This is a genomic window from Algoriphagus lacus (assembly GCF_003583985.1).
Classification (GTDB): Bacteria; Bacteroidota; Bacteroidia; order Cytophagales; family Cyclobacteriaceae; genus Algoriphagus; species Algoriphagus lacus.
The window spans coordinates 163,031-185,123 of the sequence record NZ_QXML01000006.1 but is presented as its reverse complement, the minus strand read 5'-3'; the positions used below and the strand labels follow the sequence as shown (position 1 = coordinate 185,123).

At 44.3% G+C, this 22,093-nt stretch carries 20 protein-coding genes and 2 tRNA genes; 12 read left to right on the top strand and 10 right to left on the bottom strand.

The window, feature by feature from the left end:
- Window positions 1–65: 65 nt before the first annotated feature.
- From D0X99_RS13180 to D0X99_RS13165, 4 genes are all read right to left on the bottom strand, one after another.
- Complete coding sequence (locus D0X99_RS13180) at window positions 66–626, bottom strand: 1-acyl-sn-glycerol-3-phosphate acyltransferase (protein WP_119478302.1); 561 nt, start codon at window positions 624–626, stop codon at window positions 66–68.
- Window positions 623–1,426 (bottom strand): patatin-like phospholipase family protein, encoded by an 804-nt coding sequence (locus tag D0X99_RS13175; RefSeq protein ID WP_119478301.1) that lies wholly within the window; start codon window positions 1,424–1,426, stop codon window positions 623–625. The genes D0X99_RS13180 and D0X99_RS13175 overlap by 4 nt, the downstream gene beginning before the upstream one ends.
- Window positions 1,416–2,255: an MBL fold metallo-hydrolase gene (locus tag D0X99_RS13170; protein WP_119478300.1), complete on the bottom strand. Its 840-nt coding sequence runs from the start codon at window positions 2,253–2,255 to the stop codon at window positions 1,416–1,418. Before D0X99_RS13170 ends, D0X99_RS13175 begins: the two co-directional genes overlap by 11 nt.
- A gap of 117 nt (window positions 2,256–2,372) precedes the next feature.
- Window positions 2,373–3,320, bottom strand: a complete 948-nt coding sequence (locus D0X99_RS13165) for an acetyl-CoA carboxylase carboxyltransferase subunit alpha (protein ID WP_119478444.1) — start codon at window positions 3,318–3,320, stop codon at window positions 2,373–2,375.
- 203 nt (window positions 3,321–3,523) lie between these two features.
- Here D0X99_RS13165 and D0X99_RS13160 point away from each other — a divergent pair.
- Together D0X99_RS13160 and D0X99_RS13155 are read left to right on the top strand one after the other, a co-directional pair.
- Window positions 3,524–3,597, top strand: a tRNA-Asp gene (locus tag D0X99_RS13160).
- Between the two features lie 31 nt (window positions 3,598–3,628).
- A tRNA-Asp gene (locus D0X99_RS13155) sits at window positions 3,629–3,702 on the top strand.
- A gap of 249 nt (window positions 3,703–3,951) precedes the next feature.
- On the opposite strand, the gene D0X99_RS13150 is transcribed toward D0X99_RS13155, so the two are convergent.
- Window positions 3,952–4,662 carry a 6-phosphogluconolactonase gene (locus tag D0X99_RS13150; protein WP_119478299.1) on the bottom strand — a complete coding sequence of 237 codons (711 nt, stop codon included), beginning with the start codon at window positions 4,660–4,662 and terminating at the stop codon, window positions 3,952–3,954.
- Between the two features lie 207 nt (window positions 4,663–4,869).
- On the opposite strand from D0X99_RS13150, the gene D0X99_RS13145 reads away from it, so the two are divergent.
- The 9 genes from D0X99_RS13145 (at window position 4,870) to D0X99_RS13110 (ending at window position 15,439) form a co-directional block, all read left to right on the top strand.
- Window positions 4,870–6,324 carry an amidohydrolase gene (locus D0X99_RS13145; RefSeq protein ID WP_119478298.1) on the top strand — a complete coding sequence of 485 codons (1,455 nt, stop codon included), beginning with the start codon at window positions 4,870–4,872 and terminating at the stop codon, window positions 6,322–6,324.
- Between the two features lie 177 nt (window positions 6,325–6,501).
- Window positions 6,502–7,212, top strand: coding sequence for a hypothetical protein (locus D0X99_RS13140; protein WP_119478297.1), 711 nt, complete (start codon window positions 6,502–6,504; stop codon window positions 7,210–7,212).
- 83 nt (window positions 7,213–7,295) lie between these two features.
- On the top strand, window positions 7,296–7,424 hold the full coding sequence (locus D0X99_RS20695) for a hypothetical protein (protein ID WP_262696724.1): 129 nt from the start codon (window positions 7,296–7,298) through the stop codon (window positions 7,422–7,424).
- A gap of 127 nt (window positions 7,425–7,551) precedes the next feature.
- Window positions 7,552–8,577 carry an asparaginase gene (locus D0X99_RS13135; protein ID WP_119478296.1) on the top strand — a complete coding sequence of 342 codons (1,026 nt, stop codon included), beginning with the start codon at window positions 7,552–7,554 and terminating at the stop codon, window positions 8,575–8,577.
- Between the two features lie 370 nt (window positions 8,578–8,947).
- Entirely contained in the window at window positions 8,948–9,790 is an 843-nt protein-coding gene (locus tag D0X99_RS13130; RefSeq protein WP_119478443.1) for a sialate O-acetylesterase, read from the top strand.
- 289 nt (window positions 9,791–10,079) lie between these two features.
- Window positions 10,080–12,281 (top strand): lipoxygenase family protein, encoded by a 2,202-nt coding sequence (locus tag D0X99_RS13125; RefSeq protein WP_147392229.1) that lies wholly within the window; start codon window positions 10,080–10,082, stop codon window positions 12,279–12,281.
- 12 nt (window positions 12,282–12,293) lie between these two features.
- Window positions 12,294–13,385, top strand: a complete 1,092-nt coding sequence (locus D0X99_RS13120; RefSeq protein WP_119478294.1) for a catalase family protein — start codon at window positions 12,294–12,296, stop codon at window positions 13,383–13,385.
- Between the two features lie 209 nt (window positions 13,386–13,594).
- Window positions 13,595–14,053 carry a DUF4440 domain-containing protein gene (locus D0X99_RS13115; protein WP_233553718.1) on the top strand — a complete coding sequence of 153 codons (459 nt, stop codon included), beginning with the start codon at window positions 13,595–13,597 and terminating at the stop codon, window positions 14,051–14,053.
- Between the two features lie 132 nt (window positions 14,054–14,185).
- Entirely contained in the window at window positions 14,186–15,439 is a 1,254-nt protein-coding gene (locus D0X99_RS13110; RefSeq protein WP_119478292.1) for a dicarboxylate/amino acid:cation symporter, read from the top strand.
- A 180-nt stretch (window positions 15,440–15,619) separates the two neighbouring features.
- Here the strand turns inward: D0X99_RS13110 and D0X99_RS13105 are convergent, their stop codons facing one another.
- From D0X99_RS13105 to D0X99_RS13090, 4 genes are all read right to left on the bottom strand, one after another.
- Window positions 15,620–17,287, bottom strand: coding sequence for a DUF6909 family protein (locus D0X99_RS13105; protein WP_119478291.1), 1,668 nt, complete (start codon window positions 17,285–17,287; stop codon window positions 15,620–15,622).
- Window positions 17,288–17,399: 112 nt separating this feature from the next.
- Complete coding sequence (gene msrA, locus D0X99_RS13100) at window positions 17,400–17,990, bottom strand: peptide-methionine (S)-S-oxide reductase MsrA (RefSeq protein WP_119478290.1); 591 nt, start codon at window positions 17,988–17,990, stop codon at window positions 17,400–17,402.
- Window positions 17,991–18,022: 32 nt separating this feature from the next.
- Window positions 18,023–18,271 (bottom strand): DUF3253 domain-containing protein, encoded by a 249-nt coding sequence (locus D0X99_RS13095; protein ID WP_119478289.1) that lies wholly within the window; start codon window positions 18,269–18,271, stop codon window positions 18,023–18,025.
- A 10-nt stretch (window positions 18,272–18,281) separates the two neighbouring features.
- The gene (locus D0X99_RS13090) at window positions 18,282–18,824 is read right to left on the bottom strand and encodes a class I SAM-dependent methyltransferase (RefSeq protein ID WP_119478288.1); all 543 of its coding nucleotides are present in this window, start codon (window positions 18,822–18,824) and stop codon (window positions 18,282–18,284) included.
- 77 nt (window positions 18,825–18,901) lie between these two features.
- On the opposite strand from D0X99_RS13090, the gene D0X99_RS13085 reads away from it, so the two are divergent.
- Window positions 18,902–20,920 carry an LTA synthase family protein gene (locus tag D0X99_RS13085; protein ID WP_119478287.1) on the top strand — a complete coding sequence of 673 codons (2,019 nt, stop codon included), beginning with the start codon at window positions 18,902–18,904 and terminating at the stop codon, window positions 20,918–20,920.
- Here D0X99_RS13085 and D0X99_RS13080 read toward each other — a convergent pair whose 3' ends face one another.
- Entirely contained in the window at window positions 20,921–22,090 is a 1,170-nt protein-coding gene (locus D0X99_RS13080; RefSeq protein ID WP_119478286.1) for a hypothetical protein, read from the bottom strand.
- Window positions 22,091–22,093 lie beyond the last annotated feature (3 nt).

Sequence of the window (22,093 nt, the reverse complement as noted above, 5' to 3'; positions counted from 1 at the left end):
GCTGAAATTGGAATAAAACTCTTCCAGTTTCAGCCCTAAGTATTTCTTACCTCGTCCTTCGTATTTCAGATGATTCCTTTTTCAGGGTGCTTACCGGTGACGGTCTTACCAAACGCTTTCATCTCCTCGATTTGTCCGTCCATGTCTCCGTTTGGATAGATGCATGGGCCTATTCCAGCCTCTTTCTTTTTGTAATCCAGATACCCCACCACAATCGGAACGTTTGCTCCAAGAGCAATGTGGTAAAATCCTGTTTTCCATTTCTTTACAGCACTTCGAGTTCCTTCGGGAGTAACCATTACCACGAGCTCTTCCCGTTCGTTTAGCATATTGATCATGGCCTCTGTATAGGTCTGTTTTCTTCCCCCTGGGATTCTTTTTCGGTCGATTGCAATGGCTCCCAATCCACTGAGCAACCAACCTAAAGGACCTACCATCACTTCTTTTTTGATGGTAAACCTTACAGGGATATCCATCAGGAAAAATGCCGCCCGAGCATAGAGAATATCCCAATTAGAGGTATGGGGAATGGCGATCAAGACCGCCTTTTTGACGCCTTTTGGCCAGTTGGCATTCAAGGACCAACCTGAAATCCAAAACACGAATCTGGAAAGGAGCTTCATCATACGCTTAGGTGTTTGGCATTTGGGTTTGCTAATTCTAACATGGATGGATTTTCTTCAATGACTTTCATTGTCTCATCATAACCCGCCTGAAATAATGCGGAAGCCTTTTTGATATCAAAGACTCCATATTTCCCCAGACCATGGGCCTCAATAAAGTAATCGCATTTTGCCTTTCGGCTATAGACATTGTAATTCATGGACATGATCACTGCACGCTCGATCAGATTCTTCATGTTTCGGATGTTACTTTCCTCAGGAAGATGGTTGCAGTTGATGCCAATGACCACATCACAAATCCCATCGAGGGGCTCCACGGGAAGGTTATTAAGCACTCCTCCATCCACAAAGTATTTTTTGTCAATAAGTATCGGCTCAAACATTCCCGGAATACAAGACGAAGCCATAATGGGCCGGATCAATTCTCCTTCATCAAAATAAACCACTTTCCCCTTTCGGATATCAGTAGCAGCTACAGCCAGCGGAACTTTGAGCTGAGCAAAATCATCATGAGGAAGATAAAGCTTGAATAAGTCTCCGATACTTTCAATTTTCAGAATTCCTTTCCAGGAAATCGCAGGACGCAAAAACTTAAAATAATTCGTTTCCACGATGATTTTGAGCACTTCCTCCGGACGATAACCTTGACAGTACATGGCTCCTGCAATGGCTCCTGCAGAAGTTCCCGATAGCTTAGTCGGGAAAATACCAACTTCATTCAATGCTTTCAAAGCTCCTAAATGAGAGATCCCCCGAACTCCTCCTCCGGAAAGGGCGATTCCGATTTTCAATTTAGATTTCATCGAGTCGGAAAGTTTTGTCCAGTCGAACGCCTTTTTCAGTCATCTTCACCGTGCAGCACTCGTTAATTGGATCATGCTCCAAAAAAAGAACGTATTGTTCACGGGCAGCCTCTTCCAAAAAAGCCTGCTTTTCACTCATAGTAATCAAAGGTCGGGTATCATATCCCATCACATAGGGAAGTGGTATATGACCAACAGAAGGAAGCAGATCCGCCATAAATACAACTGTATGTCCTTTATAAGCCATTTTTGGGAGCATCTGCTTGTCTGTATGACCATCCACTGTGATAAACTCAAATCCGGGGAAAAGAGACTTTTTCTCCAGATCAACAAATTTCAACACACCGTGATCCTGCATCGGAAGGATGTTTTCCTCCAGGAATGATGCCTTTTCCCGTGGGTTGGGTTTGGTGGCCCATTCCCAATGTTCTTCGTTTGACCAATAAGTTGCTCTTGGAAAAGTAAGTTCGTACTGCCCGTGCGAACCGTATCGAATGCCACCACCACAATGATCAAAGTGAAGATGGGTCAAAAACATATCAGTAATATCCGTCGGATGAACACCAAGATTTTTCAAACTTAATCCCAGAGAAGCATCACCATTTAGGTAATAGTGGGAGAAAAACTTAGCATCCTGTTTGTCTCCTATTCCATTGTCTATCAATACCACACGATCTCCATCTACTGCCAAAAGGCATCGCATCGCCCAGCTGCAGAGGTTGTTTTCATCGGCTGGATTGGTTCGGGACCATAGGGTTTTGGGTACGACACCAAACATCGCTCCACCATCCAGTTTGAAAAACCCGGTATTGACTGTGTATAATTCCATTTGGGTTTGTATTGGATTAAAAAACCAAAAGCAACCTTTCCCAGGATGGATAGATTGCTTTTTGGTTTATTCAAAGGAACTGCGTTACCGCAATCTCAAATTTTTAATTTCAAATTATCACTCCACCACGACGCCCATAGAGCAGAATTTCTCTATGCGTTGCTCGATTCGCTTTTCAGGCTTCATTTTATCCAATTCCTTAAGCGAATGAAGAATAGCTTCCTTGATGGTTTTTGCCATCCACTTGAGATCCTTGTGAGCACCTCCGAGTGGCTCAGGAATGATATCATCTACCAGACCATTGCCTTTCATATCTTTTGCTGTCAGCTTTAGGGCTTCAGCAGCTTGCTCTTTGTAATCCCATGATCTCCAGAGAATGGAAGAACAGGATTCAGGAGAAATAACGGAATACCAGGTGTTTTCCAGCATGAAAACGCGATCACCGATCGCAATACCCAAAGCTCCGCCTGAGGCACCTTCACCGATAATAATGCAAATGACCGGAACTTTCAGCATAAACATTTCTTTCAGGTTTCTGGCAATGGCTTCTCCCTGACCTCTTTCCTCGGCTTCCAAACCCGGAAATGCTCCCGGAGTGTCAATCAAAGTCACGATAGGTTTGCCGAATTTCTCAGCCATTTTCATCAATCGGAGGGCTTTGCGGTATCCTTCCGGATTTGCCATACCGAAGTTGCGTTCCTGCCGTTGTTTAGTGTTTCTTCCTTTTTGCTGACCGATAAACATCACGGTACGCCCATCGATGTCTCCCAGTCCGCCTACCATGGCTTTATCATCTTTCACACTTCTGTCGCCGTGAATCTCAATGAAGTCATTGGTGATTTCGTAGATGTAATCCAGGGCATACGGACGATCCGCATGTCTGGAAAGCTGCACTCGCTGCCAGCGGGTGAGGTTTTCAAACGTCTCTTTTTTCAAAGCAAGGATTTTATCTTCCAAAGAATCAATATCACTGCTCAGGTCAATATTTCGACCCTTGGCAAGGTCTTTCATCTCTTGAAGTTTTTGCTCTAAATCAGCAATGGGTTTTTCGAATTCTAATACCATTTTGGTGATTTTTGGGAATGGCAAAGATAGTGAATATCCCATACCGACAAACCTCAGTCTTATAATCCAAGGAAGGTTGAAGTATGGAAATTATTCTGCTGAAATAGAATCAGATAGATTCTTCTGCAAAAATTGTTTTCCAGTACTATTGCTAAAAACGATCATTTACCTACCTTTGCACCACTTCAAAAGTGAAGGTAAACGGAGTGGTAGTTCAGCTGGTTAGAATGCCTGCCTGTCACGCAGGAGGTCGCGGGTTCGAGTCCCGTCCATTCCGCATAAAAATTTAGTAAATAGCTTGACCATTAGGAGTGGTAGTTCAGCTGGTTAGAATGCCTGCCTGTCACGCAGGAGGTCGCGGGTTCGAGTCCCGTCCATTCCGCATTAAAGTCCCAAAGAAATTTGGGACTTTTTTGTTTTTAGGCTTCAAAGACAAGAAGGCACTAATTCAATAATGATTGGATCTTGGTTATAAATAAGTGATGCTTTCAGGCAAAAAAATCTGTTTTCAATGAGGCATCTGTAAGCTCCCTTATACCAGACCAAAAAAGGCAGAATGATTTTTAGCCACGAAGACGAAAAGGATCAAAGCCTAAAAAATAACCGCATTGGCATGCCTTTATGGCAATTATTATACCGCCCGTTCATCCACCAACACATCCACATTAGGATGCAACCAAAGCAATGAAGCTGGAAATTGGGTGCTTACTTCCGGTTTTAAAAGCCGCTCAAACGCTTCTTTCTTCCCCGATCCGGCAATAAAGAGCAAAATCCTTTTGGACTGGAGAATATTCCCCACCCCCATTGTCATCCCAAATGTCGGCGGCTGCTTCAGTGATTTGATCATGCCATTGTTCAGCGTGGATTCTGCCAGTTGGCAAACATGAAATTCAGGCCTGGCAACCTCTCCGGGCTCATTGAGCGCGATATGTCCATTTACCCCAATCCCCAAAATGCAAATATCAATCGGCCCTTCCCGCCGGATTTCTTCTTCCATTTTTTGGCAAGCTGCGGCCGGATCTGAGGTAAACGGATCAATAGTCCAATATCGCTCATCTGAAATCCCCATCGGCTGAATAAACTTTGTTTGCACATCATGCTCAGAGGTAAACGTTGACCCAGGTTCCAAACCACCCCATTCATCGAGTTTGATAACTCGGAGTTCTGACCCAAACGCTTGTTTCTTTGCCTTTTCCCGAACCATTTCGGCATAAAGTCCAGACGGAGATCCCCCGCTTGCTACGCAAAACAGCAGGTTTGGCTTAAGGTCAATATCCATCTTAACGAGTTCGAAGCCCTTTCGGCTCATGGATTCAAAGTCAGGGTGGTAGTGGAAGTTCATGGTTCGGATGATCAGCTTCTGGATTTGGTGATATGGGTAGATTCCATGTTTTCAGCAGGGAAGTCAGGCAAAAATACCAAATCCTCCGAGCGACGATCAATCATTTCCCGAATAAAGAAAATACTCAACTAGAAACCATTCCCACTTTCCAAATCCCTGCTTATCTTATCCCATCAAATATCACCAACAACACCAACTGAAATCTATATGAAAAAACATTACCTGGGATTGGCAGCCGCAGTGATTCTGTCTGCTTCTCCCCTTTTGGCTCAGAAAAAAGCCACCCCTAAACCCGATCCCCTCAAGCAGTCGGTTCAGCAGACCGTTGACTCCCGATTTGATGACCTTTCAGCACTCAGTGACAAGATTTGGGCATTTGAAGAAATTGCCTTTCAGGAGACCCAATCCTCCGCAGCGCTTTCGGCCTATGCTGAGCAACTCGGATTCAAAGTCACCCGAGGCGTAGGTGAAATCCCCACGGCCTTTGTCGCAGAGTATGGTTCAGGAAGTCCGATCATTGGCATCATGGGCGAGTTTGACGGCCTACCGGGCCTCTCCCAAAACAAAGTTCCATTCAAAAGCCCCCTAAATGCCGGCGCTCCGGGTCATGGCTGCGGTCACAACCTGTTTGGCGTCGCTTCCCTCGGAGCTGCTTCAGCCATCAAGGACCTAATCGCTGCCGGCAAACTGAAAGGTACCATCCGGTTCTACGGTACACCTGCGGAGGAAAAATATTTCGGAAAACTTTGGATGATCCGAGCCGGACTTATGGATGATGTGGATATCATGATGGACTGGCACCCTGCTGACGAAACCAAGACTGAAGTACAAAAAGGACTGGCCTTGGTCGACTTTATTGTCGAATTCAAAGGCCAAGCCGCACATGCTTCTGCTGATCCCTGGAACGGACGCTCTGCTTCCGACGCCTTGGAACTCTACACTACGGGTATCAACTATTACCGCGAACACATCAAGCCGACCGTGCGCATCCACTACCACATTCAGGACGGTGGACAAGTAGTCAACGTAGTACCGGATTACAGCCGACTCTGGGTCAGAGTGCGTGACACCAGCCGCGAAGGACTCATACCCGTCTGGAAGCAGGTGGAAAAAATGGCTGAAGGAGCCGCCATCATGGCCAATGTCTCCCATGAAGTCAAACTCGTCTCCGGAGTACATGAGATTCTGGTCAACCGAACCGGCTCGGCAGTAATGCAGAAAAACCTGGAAGCTTTGGGACCGATCACCTATACCCAAGAAGAGCAGGACTTCGCCAAAAAGATCCAGGAAGCAAACGGCAAACCTCAAATCGGTATCGTTTCAGAAATCAAACCGATGGAAGAAACTCAGGAACACAGCCTAGGCGGAAGTACCGATGTGGGCGATGTAAGCTGGGTAGTGCCAACCATCCGCATGGGCGCCACTGTCGCGCCAAACGGAACTCCTTGGCATTCCTGGGCCGTAGTAGCTTCAGCCGGCATGTCAATCGGACACAAAGGAATGGGCTATGCAGCCAAGGCCTTGGCAATGACTATGGTGGATCTGTATCAAAACGAAACGCTGAGAAACGAGATCAAAGCCGAATTCAAGCAGAAAAAAGGCAATTACGTCTACAAGGGAATTATCCCGGACGGCCCTCCGCCATTGAAGGCTGGATATTGATTTGAGCTGGACAAGTCGCAACTACTGCACAAAGCATCCAAATAGGCTGCCATAAGCAGTAGTTGCATAAGCAAAAACGTTAAGGCATTAAGCAATTCCAAATAATTATGGAAATGAATTAATTATAATTTTAGAATATAAAAAAGATAAATTACTTTGAATTAATTCAAATTATTTATGAAGATAAATTATAGACACATAATTATTTCAATTTCCGTTATTGGACTTTTCTCCTCTTGTAATACATTAGAAAAAGCTTCCACTCATGGATTCATTAGTGGATATTATAAACTAAAATCTGAAAATAAAAATATTGAGAATGTTTATTTAGATGTTACAGATGACCAGATTAATGTTTATCAAGAAAAAAAAGGACTTGTAGATCAAAAACAATTTTTGAACATCCCATTAAAAACAACTGACAGCCTAATTTTTGACCAGATGATATTTAAAAAGCAAAGTCTGGACTTTGACCTTACTTCAATTATTTTTAAATATCGTCCATCTGTTTATGGGTTACCTGAACAACTAACTACAGACTTAAACATTGCTTTATATACTGGTTGGAGGCATGACTCCTATGAAGTAAAAAGTAAATTAAGCCCTTTAGGAAAGAGTTATTATAAAATTAATAATCGGGGATATGATTTTGGCATTTTTGCTGGTCCGGGAACAACGTTGATTAGTCCTTTTACTACTCGAAATAATAGACCCGATGAATATAATGGAATGATAATTCAGGGTGGAATTGCTGGTTTTATCGAACTAAGTATGGCTAGTTTTGGAGTCGCTTTAGGCTATGATTATCTTCTTAGTCAAGATAGAAATATTTGGATATACAATAACAAACCTTGGGTGGGATTTGTAGTGGGAATAGCACTTAACTAAGTTAGATTTTTTAACGTGAACAAATATTTATTTTCTAAATTGTTGGCTCTACCACGAATTTAAAGGAGAACATATTGCTGACCATGGTGGATCTGTATCAAAACGAAACCCTGAGAAATGAAATCAAAGCCGAATTCAAGCAGAAAAAAGACAATTACGTCTACAAGGGAATCATCCCCGACAGCCCTCCGCCATTTAAGGCTGGGTATTGATTAGAGGCAGACAATTCAGAAATACCCGCAACTATTGTGTAAGGCATCCAAATAGGCATGTCTTACGCAGTAGTTGCGTAAACACAAAACTTGGCAGTCATTTCCAATATTTTATAATACTTAACTTATGAATAAAATTACAATTCTAATCATTCTACTTTTTTGTTCGTCAACCACTTACTCACAAGACACTACAAAACCTCAAGTTCTAATTATAACTACTGGGGGCACAATAGCAAGCAAAACTAATGGTCCTTTAATTGAAGGTAATAATCTTATACAAGCAGTGCCTGAACTTAGTAATTATGCAACTGTTGTAGTTGATGAATTTGTAAATATTGGATCTTCAAAGATGACCCCGTTAATTTGGCTCCAACTCGTGAAGCATATTAGAAATGCACTAAATTCTAACCCTGAAATTAAGTCTGTAATTATTACACATGGTACAGACACAATGGAGGAAACAGCATTCTTTCTGAACCTTACACATAAAAGCAAAATACCGATTATTTTAGTTGGATCAATGAGATCATCAAATGAAATCTCAGCTGATGGACCAGCTAATTTAATAAATGCAGTCCGAGTAGGCATATCTCCGGAAGCAATTGGCATGGGAGTTATGGTAGTTATGAATGACAACATCAGTGCTGGGAGAGATTTATTGAAGATGAATAATAGAAGAGTCGATGCATTTCCTTCTACCGAGCTAGGGTTCATTGGATTTTGTGATCCAGAAAAAGTAACTTTTTATCGATCTCCTATCAAACTTCACACTTTTGAAAGTGAATTTAATGTTTATGACTTGGATAGTTTGCCTAAAGTTGACATAGTTCAGGATTTTGCTGGATTGGATTCAGAAATTCTTACTTTTTTCATGAATCGATCAAACCAAGGATTGGTAATAAGCTCGTTTGCTGGAGGACGACTAAGCAATGGTATTATTAGCGAGATAGTCAATTTGCCTGCAACTCACAAACCAATTGTAATTTCTTCTAGCATCAAAGAGGGTAGAATAATGGGGTCCAATCCAGAAGGTACACCAATCATTATCGCCAATGATTTACCGTCAAACAAGTCAAGGATATTACTGATGTTATCTCTCACTAGAACAACAGATATTACTAAAATTCAAGAATACTTTAATAAGTATTGAATATGTATATTAATAAGTAATAAAAAGCCTACCAACAAAACCTATACGCAATGCCCTTATGGACACTGCGCATAGCCAAACCGTTAGCTGCAATGGCGGACGACTCGAAACAGACAGAAAAATTAATAATGATAGAAAGAACTCTAATCAAAATTATTAGCGTTGTTAATGAAGGACAAATAATCCCCTCCTGAGTGTAGTTTGACGTTTGACTAGGGTTTTTGTAGATTGTATCTACACCTTTATATTTTTTGAATTTGTAATTCAATCCAAAGCCATTGATTTCAGCTTTGAATTAATAATTTTGGACTTTTCGCTAATTGGTAGCAGCTAAGAGCTAATCTTGAGATTGGACAAAAAATACCCCACCATGAAAACGACCCCCCCCCTCTACCTCCTACTCCTCTTTGTTTTCCTTGGGCTGGCTACCACTCAGAAGGATCCACGAACCAAATTTTTCCCAAAGTTGGAAGAGAAGCCGGAGGTAATTCCTGCCAAAGAAAACCTTTGGGTGTTTATCCTTGCCGGTCAATCCAATATGGCAGGACGGGGAAAAGTCGAGCCTATGGACACAATTCCCGATCCTAGGATTTTGACTATCAACAAAACCGGAGAGTTGATCTTGGCCAAAGAACCCCTTCACTTCTACGAACCCACCCTGACCGGATTGGATTGCGGGCTTTCATTTGGCAAAGAATTACTTAAGCACATTCCTGATAGCGTTTCCATTTTGCTGATTCCTACGGCAGTTGGGGGAAGTGCCATCAATCAATGGATCAGCGATGAAACCTATCGCAATGTTCCTCTATTCTCCAATTTCAAGGAAAAAACCGCGATCGGGAAACAGCATGGAATCGTCAAGGCCATCCTATGGCATCAGGGAGAAAGTGATTCAGCTGCACCGGAGACCATCGAAATCTACGATCAACAACTGGCTGTCTTATTCGGGAAGTTTAGAACTGAAGTCGGGAATCCCAACCTGCCCATTTTCATGGGTCGATTAGGTTCCTATTCCAAGACTGACGAATCCTGGCAAGCGATTAATTCCAAAATGGAGGCCTACCAAAAAACGGATCCTTATGCCCATCTGATCAAGACCAAGGATTTGAACCATAAAGGCGACTTTATTCACTTTGACTCGGAAGGGCAGCGGGTAATGGGAAAAAGATATGCCAACGAATTTATCCAAAGGCGAATGGTCGTCGTCGAGTAGATTGCCTCTACGCTTTTTTTATTTCCAGTAATTTCCATTTCCGAGAATAGAGACATCGCACTTTTTAAGTCTCACCCTTTCATCCCTGCTCCTTGGACATAGTGCTCTGACCGATTTTGATTTGACAGAATTTAACCAGATTTTTAAAGATCAGACTTTAGGTAAACTTTGCAGGGCCACTGCACTGATACAGAAACCAAAAGACGAAAACCAGTCCGAGTCCGCGTATCAGATTAGATTTTTAAAAGGACTATCCATCCATGGGATAGCGAGTTTCAAATTTAGGTCCATGAATACCACTGAAAAAAAAAGGGAAACCCAATTTCAGCTTACGCAGCTTTGTGCCGAATGCACGGAAAAAACCAAGATTTCTCACCGTCCCAAGCGGAGTTTCTTCCATCCCCGTTTAAAAAACTTCAACCGGGTTGAAGTCCACCGGTCCAGAACCCACGGGGGCTTTTTTCAGCAGATTGCCCTCTTTTGTATCGAACTGTATGAAGCCACCGGACGCCGTTACCATATCCTAAACCGTCTGGTCTTTCCCCGTCGCGACAAGATATACGGGAAACCCAATCCACACCATGTGATTACGGGGTACCTGACTTTTGGCACTCGAAAAAAGGAAGCGGATTCCCCGGTTTTCAACATGCATATCGAGCTGTGGGCCCGAACCTACTGGGGAGCTTACCGCAAGCTAAACGAAGCAAAGTCTGACCGAAATGGGGCATTCCGCATCCCCTACGACTTGTTTTACGTCCAGCGGCTTTACATCGCCAAAGTCTGGCTTGCCGTCTATCAGACCGGACACGAACACTTTCATTCCAATGGACAGCACAGTCCGGAATACAAAGAATTCAAACGCATCAAAATTTCAAAGGGAGATTTGGTCGGCATTGAGTACTCTTGTAAGCAAATTCAGCTATCCTATTGGGAATACCGCCAGGATACTCCAATTCCAAGGGTGGTCATTCGTCATCACGACAGACATGCCCCAGACTCCTACACACCGGGATACAACGAGGCGATCGAAAAGCAGTTTGTTCCCATTGAATTGGTCAAGCTCCGTCATATCGCCATGATTCGGCTGAATCAGGGGTTGACCCAACAGCGTATCGTCGAGGACTATCCAGAAAACTTGACCGTATGCATGGAAAAAGTCGTTCCAGGCATCACGCGGAGCGACGATTGGTTTGGGCGAAGAATGATGAACGGGATGTATGCCTGTGATTTTGACCGGGATCCCCGAAATCCCCAGCTCTATTGGGTCCATCATCATTGGAGTTCCTACGATAAAACACTCCATCACTACGCCATGCCAGATGTGGACATGTGGTTTACTCTGAAGGAGGATGGTTTGCCCCTTCCTGTGAAAATCACCCTTACCGGCCCCTTGACCAAGAATGAAAGTGATCCCAAACAAAAGCGGACATTTACCCCTGAGGATGGAGAAAAATGGTTGGCAGCTAAACGGATTTGTCGCGTCAGTGCAGCACTGCACGCAGAGTTGGCGCACCACTTTTCAGGTACGCACCTGAATATTGAGCAGTATGCGATTGCCTGCTTCCGAAACCTCCGACTCAATCCGATCTCGGGGTTGCTCAAATCCTTTTTGCGTTCTGTTGTACTGCTAAACCATACTGCAGACCGGATTTTGGTCGGCAATGGATACATCACTTCAGCCTGTGCCCTGACCCCCAAAGGAATCAATCAGCTGATCTACAAAGTAATGGGAACCTTGGACTGGAGGGGATTCAAGCCCATGCAACCTATCAGTGAAGCCCACACGGCTGCCAAAGCTGGAAATTTATTCTGGAAGATTGTGTGGGATTTTGTAGAAGGTTACATCGATCAACCTGACAACCGTGCTGCCATTCTGGAGCATTGGTTTGAGCTGTACTGTTTTTCGGAGGATCTGGTCAACAAGAGCGTTCCGGCTTTTCTCTGCAATTACCTCCAGCATGCACTTCTCGAGGGAAATGGAAAACTGAAGGAAAATACAGACTGGTATCAGCGCGGGCACCGGATGGACTTGACAGGAGAAAGGCCTATGGTGGATGGGATTCCCAAGGCAGTGTCACGGATCACGACTAAGCAGGATGGGCATGCCGTGACAGAATCCGACATAGACCTCCTCAAGCAAGCCTGCACCTACATGATTTATCAGGCCACATTTGGACACACTTGGTCCAACTCCAAGCAGTATGATGACATCGGAGAGGTACTCTACTGTAGTTTGGGGTTGCGTTTTGGGAATGGACCCGATGGAGTCCTGGGACCCGAGACGGATTATTCCATTGCTCCGGATCTCACCCGATCCACCCAAATGATGTGGTGGAGCAACTTACTTTCCCGTACGGGCTATGGATTTATCATAGCCAATGAAGACGGAGATGTGCCTCCAGACCTGCAAAATCGCCTTGAATCGCATCGAAGTCAATTTGAGGAGCTAGGTCTCGACATCGACATCATTCAATCCCGAATAACTATTTAACCTTACCCAACCATGAGATCCAACCGGATTCCGATCCTTAAGCTGCTTCAAACTGCCATCCGAAGGTTTTTTGGTCGGATCTCAGTATGGTTAGCTACGAAGTTTTTTACTCTGTTACTTACCATTTTTGGAAGTATCCTGTATCGCAAAAAAATGTCTCATAACAATGGCATTGCTGCCACTGGATCGATCCGATTTGTGGACAATCCTGAGTTCCCCCTCCATCCGTTTTTTGTTCCCGGTAAAACCATGCCCTGCCGGATACGTCACGGTGCAGCCTCCTTCATGGATGATGCAATGCGTGTGGTACGTAGCATGGCTGTCAAGATGGCTGACAGTCGCTTCAAAAGTCCTATGGATCTCGAAATGAATACAGGAGAAACGGCCCTTTTCTGGTCAATTGCCAGTTTTTTCAGATTTGCGAAATACAAGAAAACCCGGTTTGGGGTACAGTATGAGGAGTATTACCGCCGCTATCCTGCCGGTGTACAAGGTGCAAAAGTAGGCATGCGGCGAAATCCCACCTCTTTTTCGAATCTGAAGTATTATTCCCAGACACCCCTGCTTTACAAAGCCGAAGATCAAGTCTTGCGCTATGCCAAGTATCGGTCCGTTCCTGCCGAACCTATACCCGAAACAGGACTACTGGATGAGTATGACTTGATCTTACCCAGCGAAAATCAACGGATTTTGCCCGGAGAAACCAGAAGTAGAAATTATCTTAAAGAGGAATATGAAGAACGGGTTCGAGAGGCACCTGTCCGCTACAAACTGCAAATACAGCTTCATGAGGCATCCGATGACGATGATCCCGAGGTCTTTAACTGCTGCCGGGCTTGGGATGAAGCATCTCACCCTTGGATGGATTTGGCAGAAATCACGATCAACAAAACACTGGACTGGGCAGAAAGTACCCGAATGATCTTTTCGATGAAAAATCTCCCCAAAGGATTGGGAATCCTCCCTTCCTATTCCATTTACGATTACAATTCCCTGAATTATCTTAGAAAGCATTCCGACTTGGCACGATTTGCCAGAGTTTGGACTATTTGGTTGCTTGGTATGCCTCCCGAAATCCCGGACAACGATGTACGTAATTGCTAGAATAGCTGAAGAGGAACATGGAAATTCAGATTTACGATTCCTTTTACGTTTTTACTCGAATCGCCTTTTGGACTCTGGGCTGTTTGCTTATAGTTTTCATGGCCACCTGATCCGGAAAATCATTCACAGAAACCAACCCTGAAAAAGGAGGATCTTAATTAATACCTGGTTATTTTCGAATCATTCCATACCCAATTTTCATCCAACATATGAAATCCATTCGCCTTACCCTTTGCCTAATCCTGATTCAATTCGCTGCTTTTGCCCAAAATTCAGTTTCATCTGACGAAAAAGCAGTTCAGGACTTGATTCAGAATTCCTTTGATGCCATCTTCTCTGAATTTGATGCCAATCAGTTGGGCGATTTCTACACTTCCGATTTTATCCTGCTCGAACACGGCGAACTCTGGGATATGGAATTCATCCGAGGATATCTCAGTCGGGCAAAACAAAACCAAAATCGACCTACCCGCACCAACCGCTTTGAGTTTATCCAAACTGTCATCGAGGGCAACAGGGCTTGGGTAGCTTATCACAACTATGCGACCATCACCCAAAACGGACAGGTAGTTAGAGAACTCTACTGGCTGGAAAGCGCCACTGCCATCCGAACCGATAAAGGCTGGAGACTGGACATGCTTCACTCCACCCGGGTGGACAAAAAGTAGGCATCCCCTTCCTTGGAATTGACCGCTGACCGAAAGAATCACCGTATCGCTCCCAAAATCTAGGCGATTCCCCACATTTCTTTTACTTTGCGCCACAGACAGCGATTACCCTGATTACCCAATTATACCTTTATGAAAAATAATAAGCTAACGATCTACATTATCGGGGCAATGGTGCTCGGTATCGTAGTGGGTATTTTTATCAACAAAAGTGGCAATACCGGCCTGATTGAGTCCTACAGTACGAATATCAAACTTTTGGCTACAATCTTCATCCGCTTGGTGCAGATGATCATTGCGCCGCTGGTCTTCAGTACCTTGGTAGTCGGAATTGCAAAACTCGGAGATCTCGGTGCAGTGGGTCGTGTGGGTGGAAAAGCCCTGCTTTGGTTCTTTACCGCATCCCTAATTTCACTGCTGATTGGTTTAGTCATGGTCAATTTCTTTGAGCCTGGAGTAGGCATGAACCTGACAATTACCGATACCTCCGGAGTGGAAGATGTGGCAGGAAAGACAAAAGGATTTTCGCTGCAGAACTTCGTGGAGCATATCGTCCCTAAGAGTGTAATCGAGGCGATGGCCACCAATGAAATCCTCCAGCTGGTAATTTTCTCGATCTTTTTTGGAATAGGCTTGGCCGGGTTGGGAGAAAAAGGACAGGGATTGACCAAAGCATTGGATACCATTGCCCATGTCGTATTGAAAATGGTTGGCTATGTCATGCTAACCGCTCCTCTTGGGGTTTTCGGGGCGATCTCCGCTGTGATTGCCACCCGAGGATTGGATATTCTGGTGACCTACGCCAAGTATTTCGGAGCATTTTTGGTGGGTATTGCAGTGCTTTGGGTGATTCTTCTATTGGTTGGATACATCCTGCTTGGGAACCGCTTGTTTGATTTGCTGAAGCGCCTGGCCTCTCCGATGGTCATTGCCTTCAGTACAACCAGTTCGGAAGCCGTTTTCCCTAAAATCACCGAGGAACTGGAGAAATTTGGATGCAAAGACAAAATCGTTTCCTTCATTCTTCCCCTTGGCTATTCCTTCAACCTCGACGGCAGCATGATGTACATGACCTTTGCGAGTATTTTCATCGCGCAGGTTTATGGCATTGAACTGGATCTAGGGACGCAATTGACTATGCTGTTGGTATTGATGCTCAGCTCCAAAGGCGTGGCTGGAGTACCGCGAGCGAGTTTGGTAGTGGTGGCAGCCACCTGCGGCATGTTTGATATTCCGGTAGAAGGCATTGCACTGATTCTGCCGATAGACCACTTCTGCGACATGTTCAGAAGTGCCACCAACGTACTTGGTAACGGACTTGCTACGACAGTGGTATCAAAGTGGGAAGGCGAACTTGGGGAGGCTAAGGCTGATATTGACGCATAGTTTGGGGTGACTGATGCGGGATTCCTCGAAAAGCCCATTTGGAGGTTTGGAAGTCAGGAAGTAAGGAGGTTAGGAAGACCGATTAATATTATGCTTCGCCTCGCACCTTATATCTCGTATTTCTTAGAATCAAAAAAGGAAGCCTGATAGCTTCCTTTTTTTGATTTCAACCCAATCGGATTATTTGAATAGTTTCTCCAGAATCTTGTACGTAATCAGGTAGGTTGGCCTCACCCCTTCCATGCCCAAGGCTCCGGATGCCAGTGTGCTACCGGTTTCCAAAGGATTGTCTGATGCGTAGTAGGCATACAAGACTTTGACATTGGATCGGATGCTGCCACGGATTTTGGAGGCACTTTGAATTGCTTTTTGGTAATGTGCACCTTCCATTTCAAGACCTACGGCCTTCCAGGAAGATTCCATGAAGTAAGTGAGAATGTCCCTGTTTTGAAGGGAAGTTCCCAGCACTGTAATCATAGATCCTTCGTAAACTCCCAATCCATAGCCTTCGAAGTCAGCCTTTTTCAGCTCATTTCGGAAAGGATAATTATCGGCAGTTCCCTCAAAAACGTGCGCATTGGGAACCATCAGGTCTCCCTTTCCTCCGTGAAGAATTCCAGCCTTGCCCATGATGGAAGTGGATATCACATTGAGAGGATACTTTTTCCCGTCTTTGGAATAAGGCTTCAGCAGCTCGTCAAAACACTCGTAGGCTTGCTCACCAAAGGCATAATCCATCACCACAAAAACCGGCCTTTTATCTTTTTCGTCCGGCAACTCGATACCAGGAAGCAAGGTTGACTTTTCCAGCCAGGCGGTATCGATAATCTGTGCTCCGATATTTGTTCCAGATTCATCCGGCAAGTCGATAAAACCATGTTTTTCGGCATATTCCCGGATCTTTTTGCCTTGGTTATTTTTGGCTTTTACCGAAATATCCATCGCAATCTCCTCGATTTCCTCGTAGGTTTTGGAATTCAAAACCTGATGGGCGTAAATCGTATTGAGAACGCTATGGAGGTTGGCAGAAATTATATGGATCGGACGTCGGATCAGGTTTAGGTTGAGCAAGGTTTCCTTGATCCGATCAGCCCAGAGTTCGCCATAAACATGGTGACCGATTCGTTCCCGCAAAGTGGCCGAAAAGCTGATTTCCCTATCCAGGCTTTGTGTGGATTCATCCAAGGCCAGTTTTCCCATGTGATAAATGATCGAAAACAGACTGTTGGAATTGGAGCTCTTGGCAAATTTATCCACAGCTTTGACCGTTTCTTCAAAGGTCCTGCCGATGAGATGACTTAGGTAGGCACTTGCACATTCCTTATCGAATTCCTCCCCGATCTGTTCTTTTCTGACAAACTCTTCCAACATAGTCCAGTTAGGAGAGATTTTACCTTTTGGATCAGTACTGTTTCGAAGGATTTTTCGGGATTCGATGTAGAGGAACGTGAGGTGAGTCAGGATGTCATAAATGTCCGAGCGGCCCCGGGTCATTTCCACGTACATGATCTGATCATCCAGGCGGTAGCAATTTCGCTTCCGTTTGGCTGGAACAATAGCCTGCAAATGCGAAGTTTCGTAGCCTTCCCTGCTGATCAGGCGAACATAGCGGCATTCTTCGATTCCCCTGGGCAACCGCTCCATGACATAGAGCAGACCGTCCAGTTCGATCTTCTCTGGGTCAGTCACCGAACCATAGATCTCCGGGCTCAAGACCATCAGGGCATTGACCAATCCTTCGCCGGAAATCCCCATCGGTTTGTAGCTTCCCCGGTTAAACAGGTGGCGCATGGTGATATACAATCGCTCGATCGCGGCTCTGGACTCTTGTGCTCTGGTTCTTTTCATCGTCTTTCAAAAAGGTTAAATTCAACAAAAATAGGATTTTTCGGCTGAAATAGACCCAGTAATTCCAAGTGGAATAAGCTGGAGGCCTTGCTTCGAAGACTCAAAACCATTCTTAATTTGTTTTTATCTTCAGCTTATCAGCAAAATACTTCTTTAGCTTATCCACTTTTGGTTTAACCACAAACTGACAATAGGGCTGCATCCCGTTCAGGTTGAAGTAGTCCTGATGGTAATTTTCCGCAGGATAGAAATTGGAAAATGGGGTGATTTCCGTTACGATGGATTTGTCAAAAACTCCGGATTCATCCAGTTCTTTTTTCATCCTTGTGGCAACAGTTTCCTGTTTTTCATCATTGAAAAAAATAGCGGAGCGGTACTGTGGTCCGACGTCTGCACCTTGCCTGTTTAGTGTGGTGGGATCATGGGTTGCCCAAAAAACCTCCAAAATGCTTTCCAGACTGATCTTTTTGGGATCGAAGTACACCTCGATCACTTCTGCATGACCAGTCGTACCGGTACAGATCTGTCTGTAAGTAGGGTTTTCGACAATGCCGCCAGCATAACCTGAAACGACTTTTTCCACCCCCTCCAATCGCTGAAATACAGCCTCCGTGCACCAAAAACACCCCCCGCCAAGGGTGATCAACTCCAAACCTGCCGGCACTTCAAGACTGGTTTTTGGAAGATTCAATTTATCGCTCATAGCCAAATTTTAGAAAGGGAACATCAGGTTTATCACTTTGGTTTGGAAATACCCTGAATCTGGACATACTCTGTTGGGGAACTTTGAGGGTCAATCGGAACTCCATTTTGGGTCACTTCGATCACTCCTTCCCGATACAATTCCATCATGACTTCAGTCACTTCCGGAATGAACATCTCCCAGTCTTCCGGAAAAAGTTGTTTCACTACATCAGAGGGGCTGAACGCTTTGCCCTTTCTCCTTCTGCAAAAATCCAAGATAGCTGTGCGGAGTACCTCCATCCGACCGATTTTAATGGCAAATCATCACAAAAGCAGGAGGAATATTTCGAATGGTAAACTTAGCCTCTACCTGATTGAAGTACTTCTTAAACAGTTTTTTGAGAAGATAGGAGTAGCAGATCTGAATGAATTTTCCTTTTGGGGTGAGGGAGTTTTTGGAATGAATCAGGATCTGCTCAGTGGCTTCCTTGGAGATTAAGCTGAAAGGCAAAGAGGACAATACATAGTCGGCCTTTCTCCCTGATAGGTACTTATCCAAATTCTCTGCAGAATCACAAATAATCCTAACATTGGACTGTGGAAATTGCTTTTCCATTGCATCACAAAACGATCGGTTTATCTCGAAAACCAATAATTCTGCACTTGGGGCAAGTCGATCAAGGATACCCTGAGTGATGCTTCCGTCTCCTCCTCCCAACTCAACCACCAGCTCAGAATGAGCTAAGTCTGTGTAGGAAAGCATCTTATTAACCAAGGCTTTGGAGCTAAAGGTAAGGGCTCCTGTCGTACTAAGATTGGAGTAAAGCTCCAACAACAAATCCGATTTACTCATAAAGTGAAAATGACCGTGGAAGATACCCGATTTTGCCTTATATTTTCCGTGTCACTCTAAAAACTTCATCACATTTTATGGCCCAAAAGGCTGAAATCCGTTCCACCTTACCCGCTAGAATCCTGGCAATTTTGAGAATTTTTTGGGGTATGGCCCTGATTTATATCCTGTTGATGACCTTGTTTAGGATTGCTGAAATCTTCCTGGTATTTCAAACGCATGTTCTTGATTTTACTCCCAGCGAAGTGATCGGGTTCGGTATGTTCCAGGATTTGGGATGGAATCTTTACTTACTTGGCCTGCTTTTTATTCTTCATGTGACGATCAGTTTGGTCTCGACCAAAATTTCCAAGGTCCTCCTTCAGATTACCCTGACAATAGTCCTGATTGTTCATCTGGCTTTGATTTTCTATTTTTTGAAAACTCTCCTGCCACTTGGAAAAGATCTATTTGCTTACAGTTGGAATGACCTGATTCTGACGGTTTCTGCCTCTGGGCAACTGAATGCGGTAAACCTGATCCTGGGAGGTCTTTTCTCGGCCTTTATTCTGGGTCTACTTTACCTGGGAACCCGATTGTTCAAGTTTGGGATGAACACCTACTTGATTCTGACAGGAATCCTTTACGCAGGAGTACTGGGAATTACATTATTCCCTCAAATGATCAGTACCGGAGCTAGCGAAACCCGACGAAATGTGGAGCTGAACAAATCCCGTTTCCTAACCGAGGAAGCGTTTGACTATTGGATGTATGGGGGAGAATTTTACTTCGATTTCTATCTGCGTGGAACCAACGACGATTTGATTGTCAAAAAAGAATTCACCAATGATGAATTTCCTTTCCTTCACAAAAATGAGTACCCGGATGTCTTAAGCCCTTTTTTCGATACACTCGAACAAGCTCCGGACATCGTCTTTATTTTCGTGGAAAGTTTGGGGAAAGCCTATTCTGGAAAAGACGCCTACTTGGGAAGTTTTACCCCTTTTCTAGATTCTCTGGAGCAGCACAGCTTAGTGTGGACCAATGCACTTTCGTCTACAGGCCGGACTTTCGGATTATTACCGGGGGTTTTTGGAGGCCTTCCCTTTGGTGAAAAGGGATTTTTGGAGCTTTATGATGAGTTTCCTTACCATAATTCCCTACTCAGCGTGCTTCGGGACAATGGGTATGAAGTTCGTTATTTCATTGGGGCAGACAGAAAATTCGATCATGTGGCCGATTTCCTGGAGTACCAGAAACCCGTCCAACTGGAAGATGAGTCCACTTTTTTACCAGGATTTCAAAAAGCCCCATCCAAAAACGGATTTTCCTGGGGCTATTCCGATAAAGAACTTTTCATCAACGGAATTCAAAAACTACCAACAGATCGAGAAGCTCCTCAGGTCAGAATCTTCCAAACCCAGACCTCGCACGACCCATACATTGTTCCTGAGCGGGATTTTTATCAGCAAAAACTACGGTCCCACCTTTCCAATACCCTAGGATTAAATGCCGATCAGATTACCGAATATCTGGCCTATGAGGACATTTACATGACGGTCTTGTATGCTGATGATGCCATCAAGCTGTTTTTTGAAGAATATAAAAAGCGCCCTGAGTTTGCAAACACCATCTTTGTAATCACAGGGGATCACCGTTTGCCGGAGGTACCGATGGCCTCCAGGCTAGACAGGTTTCATGTTCCTTTGATGATTTATTCACCACTTTTGAAGCGGCGGGACTACTTCAAAGGAGTCTCCAGTCACTACGAAATTACCCCTTCGCTACTGGCACTTCTGGAAAAACAGAACGGAATCAGCCTTCCTGAGGAAGTCATCTGGCAAGGGCAGGTCTTGGATACCGCCCGTACTTTTCAATCTCTCATCGCAATGCCATTGATGCGAAACAAAAACCAATTGGTAGACTATATCCATGGAGAATTTTTCCTTTCAGATGGACAGGTCTTTTTGGTAACTGACGGATTGAATATTGATCCAATCGAAGATCCTGATGCGTTGAACAGACTGACCGGAGAATTTGAAGAGTTTAAAAACAAAAACAGTTACATGGTGCAAACCAGAAAACTGCTTCCTCCTCCCCTGACCGCCAACAAGTAATCAATCTTTTTCAGGTCGGGAATTTTCAAAAACCTGATTGAGAAGCGGGTAATAATAATTCCAGAAAAAGCTTTGGCGATCAGTATAATCCGCTACCACGTAAAGCCCTCTCCACAAGGCAGGCACTCCTGCAAATTTTGGTGAACCCAATTCGCCCCGCATGTCTGAAAAATCACCTGCAAAGTAGTATTGACTTCCTTTTTCGAGTTTTCTTACCACTGCTGCCGGGAAAAACCTGGGCAGCCCCATAGCGCGCAATCGCTGCAATCCTTCAGAGGTGGGATTGATGTCATAATAGGAAATTACCTGATATTCTCTCTCAATCAATACCACATCAAACCAATCCGGATAGGGAACAACCTCAGGAAGGCTATATCCATGTTTGTTGACTTTTTGGGTACGGATCAGTGGGGTTTTATTTTGGAAGTCAGTTTGATAGAGAAAAGCTTCAATTTCACCTGTTTCTTTGATGAAAATTAGTCCCGGACCAGCAAGGTTCCAGGCTCCATGTTGGGCTTGAAACTGGCGGACCATCCAGGTAGGAATATCTCCGTTTGCAAGGGTATCCAACTCATCGAAATACCTTCCGATCCATCCGGTCCATTTTACACCCATTAGGTTTTCAAACTCGGTCCGAATTGCTTTTGGAGTTGGAGATGCAATGGAATTGTATTCAGCCACGATCACTTTTCCCTCTTCTTTGGCCATCCGAAGGAGTTGAATGTCCGAATAATCCAAGCCTCCATAGACTTTTTTGCTTAGTTCATCCTGCTTTTCTACAGAAAAATCGCTCTCATAAACCCCATAAGAATCAGCGAGGTAAACCAAATCTGTCTTGGACACCAATTCACGGATTTCTTCTTCTGATTTACCAACAAGGTCCTTACTTGTCCCGTAATCCGGTTTTTCATTCGGGAAAAAACCCAAATAATCACGGTCGGATTGATAAAACTCTCCTCCTGAATTCTTGTATTTAGAGTGGTCAAGGATCCAGAAAATACTACGGTGTTCCTGATAAGTTTTGTCTCGGACTGTCTTATCAATAACCAGGATTTCAAATGATTTCCCTGGAGTAAAATACCAAATCCCAAAACTCAACAAGGGAAACCCGAGCAGTAGAAGGAAAATTGGCCAAAGCCGGAAAATAAAGACTTTTAATTCTTCTTTCATGGA

Excerpts from the sequence above, each read along its gene's own strand:
- D0X99_RS13180 (WP_119478302.1), bottom strand. The coding sequence starts at position 626 with ATGATGAAGCTCCTTTCCAGATTCGTGTTTTGGATTTCAGGTTGGTCC.
- D0X99_RS13175 (WP_119478301.1), bottom strand. The coding sequence starts at position 1,426 with ATGAAATCTAAATTGAAAATCGGAATCGCCCTTTCCGGAGGAGGAGTT.
- D0X99_RS13170 (WP_119478300.1), bottom strand. The coding sequence starts at position 2,255 with ATGGAATTATACACAGTCAATACCGGGTTTTTCAAACTGGATGGTGGA.
- D0X99_RS13165 (WP_119478444.1), bottom strand. The coding sequence starts at position 3,320 with ATGGTATTAGAATTCGAAAAACCCATTGCTGATTTAGAGCAAAAACTT.
- D0X99_RS13150 (WP_119478299.1), bottom strand. The coding sequence starts at position 4,662 with ATGAACTTCCACTACCACCCTGACTTTGAATCCATGAGCCGAAAGGGC.
- D0X99_RS13145 (WP_119478298.1), top strand. The coding sequence starts at position 4,870 with ATGAAAAAACATTACCTGGGATTGGCAGCCGCAGTGATTCTGTCTGCT.
- D0X99_RS13140 (WP_119478297.1), top strand. The coding sequence starts at position 6,502 with ATGAAGATAAATTATAGACACATAATTATTTCAATTTCCGTTATTGGA.
- D0X99_RS20695 (WP_262696724.1), top strand. The coding sequence starts at position 7,296 with ATGGTGGATCTGTATCAAAACGAAACCCTGAGAAATGAAATCAAAGCC.
- D0X99_RS13135 (WP_119478296.1), top strand. The coding sequence starts at position 7,552 with ATGAATAAAATTACAATTCTAATCATTCTACTTTTTTGTTCGTCAACC.
- D0X99_RS13130 (WP_119478443.1), top strand. The coding sequence starts at position 8,948 with ATGAAAACGACCCCCCCCCTCTACCTCCTACTCCTCTTTGTTTTCCTT.
- D0X99_RS13125 (WP_147392229.1), top strand. The coding sequence starts at position 10,080 with ATGAATACCACTGAAAAAAAAAGGGAAACCCAATTTCAGCTTACGCAG.
- D0X99_RS13120 (WP_119478294.1), top strand. The coding sequence starts at position 12,294 with ATGAGATCCAACCGGATTCCGATCCTTAAGCTGCTTCAAACTGCCATC.
- D0X99_RS13115 (WP_233553718.1), top strand. The coding sequence starts at position 13,595 with ATGAAATCCATTCGCCTTACCCTTTGCCTAATCCTGATTCAATTCGCT.
- D0X99_RS13110 (WP_119478292.1), top strand. The coding sequence starts at position 14,186 with ATGAAAAATAATAAGCTAACGATCTACATTATCGGGGCAATGGTGCTC.
- D0X99_RS13105 (WP_119478291.1), bottom strand. The coding sequence starts at position 17,287 with ATGAAAAGAACCAGAGCACAAGAGTCCAGAGCCGCGATCGAGCGATTG.
- msrA (WP_119478290.1), bottom strand. The coding sequence starts at position 17,990 with ATGAGCGATAAATTGAATCTTCCAAAAACCAGTCTTGAAGTGCCGGCA.
- D0X99_RS13095 (WP_119478289.1), bottom strand. The coding sequence starts at position 18,271 with ATGGAGGTACTCCGCACAGCTATCTTGGATTTTTGCAGAAGGAGAAAG.
- D0X99_RS13090 (WP_119478288.1), bottom strand. The coding sequence starts at position 18,824 with ATGAGTAAATCGGATTTGTTGTTGGAGCTTTACTCCAATCTTAGTACG.
- D0X99_RS13085 (WP_119478287.1), top strand. The coding sequence starts at position 18,902 with ATGGCCCAAAAGGCTGAAATCCGTTCCACCTTACCCGCTAGAATCCTG.
- D0X99_RS13080 (WP_119478286.1), bottom strand. The coding sequence starts at position 22,090 with ATGAAAGAAGAATTAAAAGTCTTTATTTTCCGGCTTTGGCCAATTTTC.